We start from the raw sequence: 12,562 nt of genomic DNA on the forward strand, positions 1-12,562 counted from the left end.
GCGCGGCGCTTAAGGCTGACGCGCAGCGGCAAGCGACGGAATTGCCGCGCATGAGCGCAGGATTTCGCCGCCAGCCATCTTGAATTAGCTGGCGGTTGAGTCTATCAACCGGCGCATCTTGGAAGCCCAGCGGCTTCCCGGGCCGCTTTAGCTCAGTTGGTAGAGCACATCATTCGTAATGATGGGGTCGCGTGTTCGAGTCACGCAAGCGGCACCAGTTTCCTAAAAGCGTGTAATTCCAATACCATACGTGTCGGGTGGATTTGGGTTCGCCCATAAACCCACCCAAGATCGCCCTAAGCCGAAACGCTGCGGCGTCGTACGGCAGCATTTCGCCGCTTGCCGACCTCAGCACCTCCAAGCGTGAGTGTTCGGTGTGATGCCGATACAAAAGCGCCGCCACGGTGGCGTCAACCGGTTACACAAGCCAGGCAACATCCCCGGCCTTCTGGAAGTGGCGTCAGCGTCCCCAGAGGCTGCGTGGGCGGGTCGTTGGTTGACTGTAGCGCGACTGAACGCTCCACGTTTCGCAAGCTGGATAGCGGAATCTCGTGAGGGCAAGGTCAGGTTGCTCTCCGTTCCAGCGACGGGCGGAGATTGGGAAAGATGGATACCGTGCAGGTGAGGCGCATGGAAGCCGGCAGGACATGGACGCGGGACGGCCCGCGTGCAGGCGCCTGGCTGAGCCGTGTAATGAGCACGCAGCGCCACCTCGCAGCGATCCTGGCTTGCGACGTGGTTGGCTATTCGCGCCTGACGGAGCGCGACGAACGCGGCACGCTCGAGCGGCTGAAGGCCTACCGCAAGGACCTCCTCGAGCCGCTGGTATCCGAGAACCAGGGACGCATCGTCAAGCTCACCGGCGACGGCATGCTCTGCGAATTCGCGAGCGTCGTCAATGCGGTGACATCGGCGGTGGCGATCCAGCAGGCTGTGGCGGAACACGAGGCGGAAACGCCGGAGGAAGAGCGGATTCGCTTGCGCATCGGCGTCAATCTCGGCGACGTGGTCTGCGAGGAGGACGGCGACCTCTACGGCGACGGGGTCAACATCGCCGCCCGCCTCGAAAGCGCCGCCGATCCCGGGACCGTGGTCGTCTCGGGCACCGCCTACGACCACCTCCAGGGCAAGCTCGACTGCGGATTCACGCCGCTCGGCAACCTGCGCCTCAAGAACATCGAGCGTCCCGTGCGCGCCTACCGCGTCGAGACCGACGCCAGCGCCTCGGTGGCTGCACCGCCTCCCCTGCCCGAGAAGCCCTCGATCGCGGTTCTGCCTTTCACCAACATGAGCGGCGACCCTGACCAGGAATACTTCGCCGACGGGCTGGTGGAGGACATCATCACGGGATTGAGCCGGGTGAACTCCTTCTTCGTGATCGCCCGCAACTCGTCCTTCACCTACAAGGGCCGGGCGGTCGACCTGCGCCAGGTCGGGCGCGAGCTGGGCGTCCGCTACGTGCTCGAAGGCAGCATCCGCAGAGCCGGATCGCGCGTGCGCATCAGCGGGCAGTTGGTAGACGCGATCAGCGGTCACCATGTCTGGACCGGCCGCTTCGAAGGCGACGTGAGCGACATCTTCGACTTGCAGGACAAGGTGACCGAGAGCGTCGTCGGTGCTGTCGAGCCGAGCATCCGGCTGGAGGAGATCAAGCAGGCGCGCATGAAGCCGACCGACTACATCAGCGCCTACGACCTCTATCTTCGCGCACTGCCGCGCTTCTACAGCATGACGCGCGAAGGCTTTGCCGATGTACGCCGACTCACCAACGAGGCGCTCAGCATCGACCCGGGCTTCACCTTGGCGAAGGCACTCGGCGCCTATATCCGCAGCTTATCCGTGAGCCAGTGCTGGCACGAACCCGACGATGTGCGAGTCGCCGCGCGTATGGCGCGCGAGGTGCTGGCGGAAGCGCGCGACGACCCCACGAGCCTGCGCTTCGCGGCGCAGGTGATCGCCTACAGCGCGAAGGAATACGAGATGGCGCTGGGCACGATCGAACGGTCCCTGCTGCTCAACCCCAATTCGGCGCAGGGCCATACCGGCAGCGGCTGGGTGAACGCGCATTCCAGCCGCCCGCTCGTGGCGATCGAGCACTTTCACAGGGCGATGCGGCTGAGTCCGGTCGACCCCGAGAAAGGCATCGCGCTCTCCGGCATCGGGATGAGCTATCTGATGCTCGAGCGCTACGAGGAAGCGCTGGCATGGGGAGAACGGGCGCTGCACGAGATGCCGAACTACGGCTCCTCGCACCGCGTGGTGATCATGGCGCTGGTCAAGCTCAACCGGCTGGACGAGGCGCAGGCCGCGGCGCGCCGCCTGATGGAGGCGTTCCCGACCTTCACGCTCACCCTGCAGAGACAGATCAACCCGTGGCTGGACAAGGTGTTCGCCGAGCGCTACGTCGAGGCGCTGGGCATCGCCGGCGTGCCGGAGTGATCGCCGCGGCTGCAACGATGCCCTCTCCTGCGCGCCGCGTGCGGCCAGGCGACCTCCTTTACCCAGAGGCTGAAAGCGGAACGCACGCTCTTCCGGGCTTTGCAGCGAATCTCGGGCATTGTCGAGAATCGCTGTTGGTGGGAAACTCCCGGTCTCTAGCAAGGAGGCCAAAATGCCCAACACTTTCAAGACCGGTGACATCGTCAGGCTAAAATCCGGAGGCCCGGAGATGACGGTGAGTGATGGCGCTGCCTCGGGCACGTATCTGTGCCACTGGTTCAACCGTGACGGCGACGTCTGGACCCCGCAACATGCCGGCTTCAAGCCGGATCAGCTGATGGTGGTCGACGAACGGAAATAGTTTCGCTCACCCTCGTTCCCGATCGGCTCCGGCCCGGCTTCTTGCCGGACTCTTGCTAATTGTCTCGTCAGAAACGACCGACGGATTTTCCCTGTTGCCGCGTTTAACGGCTGAAGCGTGGCCGCCAATGGCCATGCGCAACCGGAGACGAGAGCATGATCCGCCGTTCGATATTTGTCGTTGCCCTTGGCCTGCAGGCCGCCGCCGCGGCCGCCCAGACAGCGACGCCTGCCACCGCGCCGGCGCAGCCGGCGCCAATCGCATCCGCCTCCGCCAGGCCGGGCATCACCCTGGAAAAGTTCGAGGCGCGCCGGGAAAAGGCTTTCATGCGGGCCGACACCGACGGCGACGGCAAGGTCAGCCTCGCCGAGTGGACGGCGTTCCAGACCCAGCGCAAGGCCAAGGGCGATCCTGCCAAATCCTTCGCGCGCATGGACGCCAACAAGGACGGCTTCGTCGACAAATCCGAGCTCGACGCCTTCTTGGCCAAGCGCTTCGCCAGGCTCGACAAGAACGGCGACGGCGTTATGAGCGCCGAGGAACGGCCGGGCCACAAAACCGCTCCCAATCAGGAGCAATGACCGAGAGGTTATGCAGCACGATGGCCATTGGGAGCGCCCCGATTGATGGGCGCCGATCCGGACGAGGAACTGGTACGGCGCATCGGTGCCGGCGATCAAGCCGCCGTGCAGGCGATGGTGGCGCGCAAGCTGGCGCGCCTGCTTTCGCTCGCCACCCGCATGCTCGGCGATGCCGCCGAGGCCGAGGACGTCGCCCAGGAGACCTTCGTGCGCATCTGGCGTCATGCCTCGGGCTGGCGCCAGGGTCATGCGCGTTTCGACACCTGGGTCCACCGGGTGGCGCTCAACCTCTGCTACGACCGGCTGCGGCGGCGCCGCGAATGGGTGACGGACGAACTGCCGGAGGCGGCGGATGAGGCACCGCTTCCCGACGCCGGAGACGAGGGCCGGCGCGTCCAGCAGGCGCTGCTGCGCATCGCGCCGCGCCAGCGCGAGGCGATCGTGCTCGTCTATTATCAGGAGATGTCCAACATCGAGGCCGCCGGCGCCATGCAGGTCAGCGTCGATGCGCTGGAAAGCCTGCTCGCGCGGGGTCGACGCTCGCTGCAAGCCATGCTCATCGGAGATGGCGATGACTGAGCAGCTGGCGGCGGTTGAGACTTGGGTGGCCACGTCAAACCCGTGGAAGGGGAAACGAGATGGCTGACGAAAGAAAGGCCGCTGACGGGGCAATGAGTGCCCAACGCTTCACCGCACTTGCGGACGCCTATGGCAGCGCCCTGCATCGCTGGCCGCGGGCCGACCAGGCTGCCGCCACGCTGTTTGCGGAGAGCGAAGAGGGTCGCGCCATTCTGGCGACCGCCGGCAGGCTCGATGCCATTCTCGACCGTCATCACGTCGAGGCCCCAAGCCGGACGCTGCATGGCGAGATTGTCGCACGGGCCACCACGCAGCTCAGCCAGGGGCGGCGCCGCCGGTTTTGGTGGCTGGGCTTTGGACTTGCCGGCGTCGGCCTTGCCGGCGCCGTGGTCGGGCTGGCGCTGGTCACCGTTGTCACGCCAGATGCCACGTCCGACCATTATGTGATGGATGCCAACGCAACGTCGTTCGGCGATGCCGGTCCCGACGCCGACACGGAGGACCTATGAGCGCTCGTCTTTTCGCGGCATCGCTGGTGCTGAACGTCTTCCTGATCGGTGCCGTCGCCGGCGGTGCAGGCTGGCTGATCGGCCGTTCCGGAGGCGGCTATTCGCTGGAATCGGCCGGCGGTCAGCTTCCCGCCAGCGACCGCAAGGTATTCCGCCAGGCGTTGCGCGAGGTTCGGCGCGAGTCGCGCGCAGTCATCCTCGACGGACAGCAGGCGCGGCGTGAGGCGGCCAACCTCTTGCAGCAGCCGACGCTCGACGCCAACGCTCTGGCCGCAGCCCTGGAGCGGGCGCGCAATGCCGACGCCACCATCCGCAGCCGGCTGGAACAGCGCATCGTCGAATTCGCCGCGTCGAGCCCGCTAGATGACCGTAAGCTGCTGGCCGACGCCCTATTGCGTCATGTCGGCAGGCAGCGGCCCATCCCGGCAAAAAATACGCCATAAGAGCGACGGAAAGCGCCGGCCGTCTCCGTTCAAAGAAAAAGAGGGACACGCCTGCCGCCACGCGAACGCGACGTGGCCGGTTCAACCTCGAGAAACTTCGGAGTATCCCATGAATGGTCTGACGAAATATTCTGTTGCGGCTGCGCTTGCCATCGGCGGGACTGCCGCGGCAAGTGCAGCCTCGGCAATGCCGCTTGCGGCGCCTGCGGCGCCTGCGATTGTCGAGCATGTGGCCTGGGGCTGCGGCCCCGGCTGGCACCCCAACCGGTGGGGTCGCTGCGTGCCCAACCGCCGCGTGATCTATCCGGGCTATTACTACTGGGGTGGCCCAAGCGTCTATATCGGCCCGGCCTGGCGTCCGTGGCACGGCGATCGTTACTGGCGCCGCTGGTAAGCCCCTGCCGGCCTCATCATGCCGACTCCGGCGTCATAAGGCCTTTCGACCGTGGATATTGCCGCCGACGCGACCTGCGTCGGTCCGCGACGGAGGCTCTGTTGGCTCTATCCGTTCCAAATGCCGTTCCGCCCGATCCAGCCTTGGTCGCGCTCAACCGCTTCGGGCTTGGCGCGAAACCTGGTGACGATCTCGGCAAGATTGCGGCCGATGCGCGCCGTTATCTGAAGGCCGAGCTCGAGCTGTTGGATGTCGCGCTTGTCTCGGCCGACGATTCAAAAAATGCCGGCTTGTTGGACAGCACCGCCGCGATCCAGGCCAGCGTGGCTGCCGCCGCGGAGCGCAAGGCAGCGCGGGAGAAGCCAGCGCCCGCCATGCAGCCTGCGGCAGACACTTCGGACGGCTCAGCCGAGGCAAAACGCAAGTCAGGCGTGCCGCCGGTCGAGGCCGATATCTATCGGGATGAAGCGCAAGCCCGTTTCGACAAGGCGCTCGGTGCCGCACCGGGCTTTGTCGAAAGACTGGCCGGTTTCTGGTCGAACCATTTCTGCGTCTCGACCGCCAAGGGCCAACTCGTGCGGGCCTGCGCCGGCGCTTTCGAGCGCGAGGCTGTCCGCCCCTTCGTGCTCGGCCGCTTCGCCGACATGCTGCTGGCCGTCGAGCATCACCCGGCGATGCTGTTCTACCTCGACAACCGACAATCGACCGGACCAGATTCGCGCGCCGGAAAAAGGCGCGGCCGCGGCCTCAACGAGAACCTCGCCCGCGAGATCCTGGAATTGCACACACTGGGCGTCGACGGCGGCTATAGCCAGGCGGATGTCACGAGTTTCGCGGGAGCGCTCACCGGCTGGACGATGGCCGGACGGAAGGGCCGCCTGGGCGAGCCCGGCACATTTGTGTTCGACGCCAATGCGCATCAGCCTGGCGAGGCGGTGCTGCTCGGCAAGACCTACCCGGCCGGCGGCATGGGCCAGGCCGAGGCCGCGCTCAACGACATCGCCCGCCAGCCGGCGACCGCGCGCCACATCGCTACCAAGCTTGCCCGCCATCTCATTGCCGACGATCCGCCGGCGGCTGTAGTCGACCGCCTTGCCGAGATCTTCACCAAGACGGACGGCGACCTGCGCGCGCTCGCGCTTGCACTGGTCGATCTGCCTGAAGCCTGGTCGCTGCCGCTGACAAAATTGCGCTCGCCGTTGGACTATGCCGTAGCGGTCCGGCGGGCGATCGGCTCCACCGCCGGGAAAGAGCCGCAACGAACGCTGCGCTGGCTAAGGGCGCTGGGCGAGCCGCTCTGGCAACCGCCCGGGCCGAACGGCTTTTCCGACCGGACGGATAGCTGGGCGTCCGCCGAAGGCCTCAAGACGCGCCTCGACATCGCCTGGCAAGCGGCTCGTCAGGCGAGCGACATCGGCAATCCCGATGACATGCTTTCCACCGTGATCGGCGCCTCCGCCTCGGCCGAGACGCGCCAAGCGATCGCGCGCGCCGAGTCCAAACAGCAAGGCCTGGCGCTGCTGCTGATGGCGCCGGAATTTCAACGCCGGTGAACAATGGAGAAGCGGCATGAGCCTTCTTTGTGAAACGCCGAACCCATCTCGGCGCGCCGTGCTGATGACAGGCGGCGCGCTGTTTGCCTGGGCCTATCTGCCACGCTTCGCCCGCGCCGCCGACCATCGCGATCCGCGCCTGATCGTCATCATATTGCGCGGCGCGCTGGATGGGCTGTCGACGATCGGCCCGCTCGGTGACCCCGACTATGCCGGCCTGCATGGCGACATCGCGCTGTCGCTCTCCGGCGCCAATGCGGCGCTGCCGCTCGACAGCTTCTTCGCGATCAATCCCGCGATGCCGGTGTTCGTGCGGCTGTTCAAGGCAGGTCAGGCGGCTGCGGTGCACGCGGCCGCGACCGGCTACCGCGAGCGCTCGCATTTCGACGGCCAGGATGTGCTGGAGAGCGGCCTGCCGGGCCCGGGCAACGCCACAACCGGTTGGCTAAATCGGGCGATCGCCAGCCTCCCGGCAGGTGAAAGAGTGGCCAAGCTCGGCGGGCTGGCGGTCGGGCCATCGACGCCGCTGGTGATCCGTGGCGCAGCACCCGTGCTCGGCTGGGCGCCGCAGGCGCTGCCGACGCCCAGCGATGCGCTGGCGGAGCGTGTGCTCGACCTCTACAACCATCGCGACCCGGTGCTGGCAGCGGTGCTGCAGAAGGGCCTCGACGCTGACCGCATGGCGATGAGCGACCAGCTCGATGGCAGCACGATGAAACCCCACGGCGGCCTCGCCAACGCCGCCTGCATGCGCCAGTCCGCGCAAGGCGCGGCGAAACTGATGGCCGCCGACGACGGGCCGCGCATTGCGGCGCTGGCCTTCGACGGCTGGGACACGCATGTCAACGAGGGCGGCGCCACCGGGCGGCTCGCCAAGCTGCTCGGCGGCCTCGATGGCGCCTTCGAGGAATTCGAGAAAGGGCTCGGCGAGCGCTGGAAGGACACGGCGATCGTCGCCATCACCGAATTCGGGCGCACCGCCCGCGTCAACGGCACCGTCGGCACGGACCACGGCACCGGCACGGTGGTGCTGCTCGCCGGCGGCGCGATCAAAGGTGGCCGCGTCATCGCCGACTGGCCGGGGCTGAAGCCGGCTCAGCTCTACCAAGGCCGCGACCTCGCGCCGACCAGCGATGTGCGCGCGGTGCTGAAGGGGTTGCTTGCCGAGCAGTTCGGGCTCTCCGCCGCCGTGCTCGGCGACAAGGTGTTTCCGGAGTCGGCGGCGGTGAAGCCGATGCGGGATTTGGTGGCGTGAGAGCTTCGACTTTGTCCATCAGCCGCGAGGCAGGAACGCGGCGGCACAAGGTGAGATCGGTCGAGATCCTTCGCCCCCCCTCTGTCCTGCCGGACATCTCCCCCACTTGGGGGGAGATTGGCAGCTTCGGCGCCGCGACCACTCTGCGCTGTCGAACAGAGTACGACACTGACGATTGGCGAAGGCCGGCGCGATGTCTGAGCTCCCCCCTTGCGGCGAAGATGTCCGGCAAGACAGAGGGGGCGCTGTCCAGACGCCGTCTCTGAGGGCTGTCTGAATCCTCGCTCGAGGAACTTAGCAAGCCGCCCGCGCCGTTTCCGGCACGGGCGCCCCTCAAACCGATCACCAGCTCCAATAGCCGCGATGCCAGCGGTGGTGATACCGGAAGCCCGGATGCCAGTGGCGCACGGGCCGGATGAACCGGCGACCGTTCGGCACGCATCTGCCCCAGTGATTCACGTGCCAACCAGGACCGCAGCGCCAGCCGACCGTCTCGACTGGCAGCGGCGCAGCGCTGGGCTTTGCCATCGGCATGGCCTGCGCGCCGGCGGAGAGCATCAAAGTGCCGGCGGCCAATGCGAACGGTAGAAAATATTTGGTGAGCATAAAGTTCGTCTCCGTGATTCATCCCTACCGCCGTGAAACGGACGGCAGGGTCGAAATCCGTCGGATGGGATGGGATCACATCCTCGTTATCGGGCGGCGTCGTCGAGCGTCGCCACGGTCTTCAGCGCGCCGTCGAGCATGTCGCCCTTTTCGTCCTTCAGCGCCGCTTCGCGCAGGCGGCGGATCCAGTCGGCGGCGTCTTCGCGGCCCTTGAGCATCGGGAGGGCCGAGAGCACGCGGTCGAATTTCGACTGGGCACGGGCGTGGGTGTCGCTGTAGCCCTTGATCAAGCGGCGGCAATTCAGGATCTCCAGCCCAAGCGCATAATTTTCGCGCGCATGGGCAAGCGCCAAGCCGTACCAGCGCTCCAGATGCTCGACCTCGACCTTGTGGCGCAGCAGGCGGCGCCGCCAGCGGCGCAGGCCGCCGATGAACCAGAGCATGGCGAAGCCGGTGAAACTGTCGGTGCGGATATGGCGGCCGCGGTTGATGCGGCGGTCAAGGAAGGCGGCGAGCTTCGGGCGGTTCTCGATGTAACTGCCGATTGCTAGCGGCAGCGTGCCGCAAAATTCCTCGATGCGCGGATGGAAATATTCAGTGACCTGCAGGACCAAGCCTTCCCTGACACCGACTTCCTTGCGCACGCGCCTGTCGCGGGTCGAACGCGTCTTGAGGTCGGCGACGCGGATCATGTCGTCATAGCACATGGCGTTGGCCAGATGTTTCGCGGCCGCGACCGACAGCGCATGGCCACGCTCCGCATTGTCCAGCGCGATCGCCTTGTCCAGCCGGTCGAGATATTCGCCGCCATAGGCGGCGTCCTGGTAATCGACGACCTTCTTCAAGCCGCGTTCAGCCATGTCGCGCAGCGGTTTCGGCAGTGCCGCGACACGGGCGGCGAGATCCTGCCAGCCCTTCAGCAGGGTCTCGGGACCACTGACCCTCGCCGTTGATTTGGTGTCGGGAGCGGCGGGCTTCCCGGTTGCCTTATCCCCGGCTGTCGCGACCGCGATGCCGCGCGCCCGGTCATAGGCGGCGCCGAAGGCGGCAAGGCTGGCCTTCACGCCGCGGCCACCGGCGCCGATCGCCTGCTCGTAGTTTTCGCGCGCGAAGGGCAGCGCGTCAGAACCGGCCAGCGCGCCGAGCAGGCTGGCCGAGATCATCGTGCCGTGCTCGGCGGCGATCTTTTCCATATCGAAGGCGATGAAGCGCTTGGCGGCCGCCTCGGCCGTCGCATGCACCTTTTCGGACGGGGCGCGGCCGTCGCCCGGCTCGATCTTTTCCGAGACGGCGGCGATGCGGTGCGAGGAGGCGATCAGCGTCGTGCGCTCGGGCGTGACGAAACCGCGGATGATGGCGCGGCCAGCCTCCATCAGCTCGGCGGCGATCAAGATGTCGACGTCGCCCTGCGAGGGCGACAGGGCGAAGACCGGCAGCCGGCCGGTGTCGCGCGCCATCTCGATGTAATAGATCGTGGCCCCCGTGCGCTGGGCGACTCCCGCCACCGACGTCGATTGCGCAATGTAGCCGCTGCGCTCGGCGACGTCGGTGATCCAATCGGCGAGCACGCCGCCGCCCTGGCCGCCGACGGCAAGCACGGCGAGTTTTATCACCCGCTCATCATCAGAGGCGCCCGGCTTCGGGCGCAGCGGTGAAGCCTGCTCAAGCATCGGCGAACATCAAACGGCGACTCTCGCGGCGGCGCTGCAACCGGCCGATCACGGCGCGGCGCGCGCTTTCCAGGAAACGGTCCCAGCGGCTCGGATTGTGCACGACATCGGCGCGGTAGAAGGAGGGACAGAGCACGGCCGCATCCGCCACCTCGCCGCAATTGCCGCAGCCGACACAGTTCTGGTCGATCGAGGCGACCGGATCGTCGCGCAGCGGATCGTCGAGCGACTTCACCGAGAGCGACGGGCAGCCGGAGAGCCGCATGCAGGCGTGGTCGCCAGTGCAGACGTCCTCGTCGACGCCGAATTTCGGCTTGACGACCCGCTCGCCGCCCTTGACCGCCTTGTCGACCAGCGGCCTCTCGCGGCGCTGGCGGTTCAGCATGCATTCGGACGAGGCGACGATGACCTTCGGCCCCTTCTCCTCGGTGGTTAGCGCCTCGCGCAGCGTGTCGCGCATCTTGCCGACGTCATAGGTGCGGTCGATGTGGCGCAGCCATTTGACGCCCATGCCTTTCACCGCTTCGGTGATCGGATGTTTTGTGGACTTGGTGCGGTTCGAGGCGCGCGAGGACAGGATGTCCTGGCCGCCGGTGGCGGCCGAGTAAAAATTGTCGACGATGACGATGACGCCGTCATTCTTGTTGAAGACGGCGTTGCCGATCGAGGAGGTGAGACCGTTATGCCAGAAGCCGCCGTCGCCGACGAAGGAGATCGAGCGGCGTTTCGCTTCCGGCGAATTGAAGGCGGAAGCCGAGGCCGGCCCGAGGCCGTAGCCCATGGTGGTGGCACCGAGCTCGAAGGGCGGCATGATCGAGAACAGGTGGCAGCCGATGTCGGAAGCGATGTGGTGCTTGCCAAGCTCCTGCTCGACCAGCTTGGTCGCAGCGAAGATCGGCCGCTCCGGACAGCCGACGCAGAAGCCCGGCGGGCGGCCGGGAACGACATTGATGAGATCGGCCGTGTCGACGCCCTCGCCCAACTTGTTCGGCGCGCGAACCTCGCCGGGCAGCAGATGCGGAGCATAGGCGCGCAGGAAGGAGCCAATGCCGTCCAGCATCACCTGCCCGGTATATTCGCCGGCCATCGGCAGATGCTCCTTGCCGACCAGCTTGGTGCCGCGCCCTGCCTTGTGCAGCATCGCGGCAAAGGCCTGCTCGATGTAGTTGGGCTGGCCTTCTTCGACGACCAGCACCGCCTGTTTGCCCTCGCAGAAGGAAAGGAACTCGTCATCGACGAGCGGATAGACGGCGTTCAGCACATAAAGCGGCACGTCGGTGTCGCCATAGGTGTCGGCAAGGCCGAGCCGCTGCAGCGCGCGGACGACCGAATTGTACATGCCGCCCTGCATGACGATGCCGATCGAGCCATTGTCCGGCCCAAAGACCTCGTTGATCTTGCGGCTCTTGATGAAATCGACCGCCGCCGGCCAGCGCTTTGCGACCTTCTCCTTCTCGTGCAGGAAGGAGGCAGGCGGCAGCACGATGCGGCCGGTGTCGCGGCGCGGGGCCGACAGCGCATCGGCAACCGACATAGGCGGCCGCTTGTTATCCTTGGCGATGAAGTGGCCATGGACGTGGCAGCAGCGGATGCGCACCTGCAGCATGACCGGCGTGTTGGAGGCCTCCGACAGCTCGAAGCCATCCTCGACCGCCTTGACGATCGAGGGCAGGTTCGGGCGCGGATCGAGCAGCCAGACCTGGCTCTTCATGGCGAAGGCGTGGCTGCGCTCCTGCATGATGGAGGAGCCCTCGCCATAGTCCTCGCCGACGATGATCAGCGCGCCGCCGGTGACGCCGCCCGAGGCGAGGTTCGCCAAAGCGTCCGAGGCGACATTGGTGCCCACCGTCGACTTGAAGGTGGCGGCACCGCGGATCGGGTAGTGCACGGATGCGGCAAGCATGGCGGTGGCGGTTGCTTCCGAGGCGCTCGCCTCGAAGTGCACGCCGAGCTCGCCCAGAATGTCCTGCGCGTCGGCGAGCACATCCATCAGATGGCTGATCGGCGCGCCCTGGTAGCCGCCGACATAGCCGACGCCGCATTGCAGCAGCGCCTTGGTGATGGCGAGGATGCCCTCGCCCGCGAATTCCTGGCCGGCGCCAAGCCTCAGCTTTTCAACTTCCTTGGCAAAAGACCGTTCGGCCATCTCTGCCTCCTTCCGTTACCGCCGTT

General features: G+C 66.5%; 12 protein-coding genes and 1 tRNA gene. 10 read left to right on the top strand and 3 right to left on the bottom strand.

The annotated features are described in order from the left end of the window. Positions 1-141 precede the first annotated feature (141 nt). The 10 genes from P9217_RS08230 to P9217_RS08275 all read left to right on the top strand — a co-directional run bounded on the left by P9217_RS08230 (position 142) and on the right by P9217_RS08275 (position 8,114). Positions 142-217: transfer RNA gene (locus P9217_RS08230), tRNA-Thr, on the top strand. A 413-nt stretch (positions 218-630) separates the two neighbouring features. Then, complete coding sequence (locus P9217_RS08235; RefSeq protein ID WP_278086247.1) at positions 631-2,439, top strand: adenylate/guanylate cyclase domain-containing protein; 1,809 nt, start codon at positions 631-633, stop codon at positions 2,437-2,439. Positions 2,440-2,611: 172 nt separating this feature from the next. After that, complete coding sequence (locus tag P9217_RS08240; protein WP_067324751.1) at positions 2,612-2,800, top strand: DUF2158 domain-containing protein; 189 nt, start codon at positions 2,612-2,614, stop codon at positions 2,798-2,800. A gap of 155 nt (positions 2,801-2,955) precedes the next feature. Then, complete coding sequence (locus P9217_RS08245) at positions 2,956-3,381, top strand: acid-shock protein (protein ID WP_278086246.1); 426 nt, start codon at positions 2,956-2,958, stop codon at positions 3,379-3,381. 45 nt (positions 3,382-3,426) lie between these two features. Further along, positions 3,427-3,960, top strand: a complete 534-nt coding sequence (locus P9217_RS08250; protein ID WP_278088278.1) for an RNA polymerase sigma factor — start codon at positions 3,427-3,429, stop codon at positions 3,958-3,960. Positions 3,961-4,019: 59 nt separating this feature from the next. Then, a complete protein-coding gene (locus P9217_RS08255) occupies positions 4,020-4,469 on the top strand; it encodes a hypothetical protein (protein WP_278086245.1) in 450 nt (149 codons plus the stop codon). Then, positions 4,466-4,912 carry a periplasmic heavy metal sensor gene (locus P9217_RS08260; RefSeq protein WP_067003693.1) on the top strand — a complete coding sequence of 149 codons (447 nt, stop codon included), beginning with the start codon at positions 4,466-4,468 and terminating at the stop codon, positions 4,910-4,912. The genes P9217_RS08255 and P9217_RS08260 overlap by 4 nt, the downstream gene beginning before the upstream one ends. Before the next feature lie 109 nt (positions 4,913-5,021). Next, positions 5,022-5,306 carry a hypothetical protein gene (locus P9217_RS08265; protein WP_067003691.1) on the top strand — a complete coding sequence of 95 codons (285 nt, stop codon included), beginning with the start codon at positions 5,022-5,024 and terminating at the stop codon, positions 5,304-5,306. A gap of 101 nt (positions 5,307-5,407) precedes the next feature. Then, positions 5,408-6,859 (top strand): DUF1800 family protein, encoded by a 1,452-nt coding sequence (locus P9217_RS08270; RefSeq protein WP_278086244.1) that lies wholly within the window; start codon positions 5,408-5,410, stop codon positions 6,857-6,859. 16 nt (positions 6,860-6,875) lie between these two features. After that, the gene (locus P9217_RS08275) at positions 6,876-8,114 is read left to right on the top strand and encodes a DUF1501 domain-containing protein (RefSeq protein WP_278086243.1); all 1,239 of its coding nucleotides are present in this window, start codon (positions 6,876-6,878) and stop codon (positions 8,112-8,114) included. Positions 8,115-8,456: 342 nt separating this feature from the next. Here P9217_RS08275 and P9217_RS08280 read toward each other — a convergent pair whose 3' ends face one another. The 3 genes from P9217_RS08280 to P9217_RS08290 form a co-directional block, all read right to left on the bottom strand. Next, on the bottom strand, positions 8,457-8,720 hold the full coding sequence (locus tag P9217_RS08280; RefSeq protein WP_095824259.1) for a hypothetical protein: 264 nt from the start codon (positions 8,718-8,720) through the stop codon (positions 8,457-8,459). A gap of 86 nt (positions 8,721-8,806) precedes the next feature. After that, positions 8,807-10,390: an indolepyruvate oxidoreductase subunit beta family protein gene (locus P9217_RS08285; RefSeq protein WP_278086242.1), complete on the bottom strand. Its 1,584-nt coding sequence runs from the start codon at positions 10,388-10,390 to the stop codon at positions 8,807-8,809. Beyond that, positions 10,383-12,536, bottom strand: a complete 2,154-nt coding sequence (locus tag P9217_RS08290; protein ID WP_278086241.1) for an indolepyruvate ferredoxin oxidoreductase subunit alpha — start codon at positions 12,534-12,536, stop codon at positions 10,383-10,385. Before P9217_RS08290 ends, P9217_RS08285 begins: the two co-directional genes overlap by 8 nt. Between the last annotated feature and the right edge of the window lie 26 nt (positions 12,537-12,562).

The organism is Mesorhizobium sp. WSM4989 (genome assembly GCF_029625795.1).
Classification (GTDB): domain Bacteria; phylum Pseudomonadota; class Alphaproteobacteria; order Rhizobiales; family Rhizobiaceae; genus Mesorhizobium.

Excerpts from the sequence above, each read along its gene's own strand:
- P9217_RS08235 (WP_278086247.1), top strand. The coding sequence starts at position 631 with ATGGAAGCCGGCAGGACATGGACGCGGGACGGCCCGCGTGCAGGCGCC.
- P9217_RS08265 (WP_067003691.1), top strand. The coding sequence starts at position 5,022 with ATGAATGGTCTGACGAAATATTCTGTTGCGGCTGCGCTTGCCATCGGC.
- P9217_RS08250 (WP_278088278.1), top strand. The coding sequence starts at position 3,427 with ATGGGCGCCGATCCGGACGAGGAACTGGTACGGCGCATCGGTGCCGGC.
- P9217_RS08285 (WP_278086242.1), bottom strand. The coding sequence starts at position 10,390 with ATGCTTGAGCAGGCTTCACCGCTGCGCCCGAAGCCGGGCGCCTCTGAT.
- P9217_RS08275 (WP_278086243.1), top strand. The coding sequence starts at position 6,876 with ATGAGCCTTCTTTGTGAAACGCCGAACCCATCTCGGCGCGCCGTGCTG.
- P9217_RS08260 (WP_067003693.1), top strand. The coding sequence starts at position 4,466 with ATGAGCGCTCGTCTTTTCGCGGCATCGCTGGTGCTGAACGTCTTCCTG.
- P9217_RS08245 (WP_278086246.1), top strand. The coding sequence starts at position 2,956 with ATGATCCGCCGTTCGATATTTGTCGTTGCCCTTGGCCTGCAGGCCGCC.
- P9217_RS08255 (WP_278086245.1), top strand. The coding sequence starts at position 4,020 with ATGGCTGACGAAAGAAAGGCCGCTGACGGGGCAATGAGTGCCCAACGC.
- P9217_RS08290 (WP_278086241.1), bottom strand. The coding sequence starts at position 12,536 with ATGGCCGAACGGTCTTTTGCCAAGGAAGTTGAAAAGCTGAGGCTTGGC.
- P9217_RS08280 (WP_095824259.1), bottom strand. The coding sequence starts at position 8,720 with ATGCTCACCAAATATTTTCTACCGTTCGCATTGGCCGCCGGCACTTTG.
- P9217_RS08240 (WP_067324751.1), top strand. The coding sequence starts at position 2,612 with ATGCCCAACACTTTCAAGACCGGTGACATCGTCAGGCTAAAATCCGGA.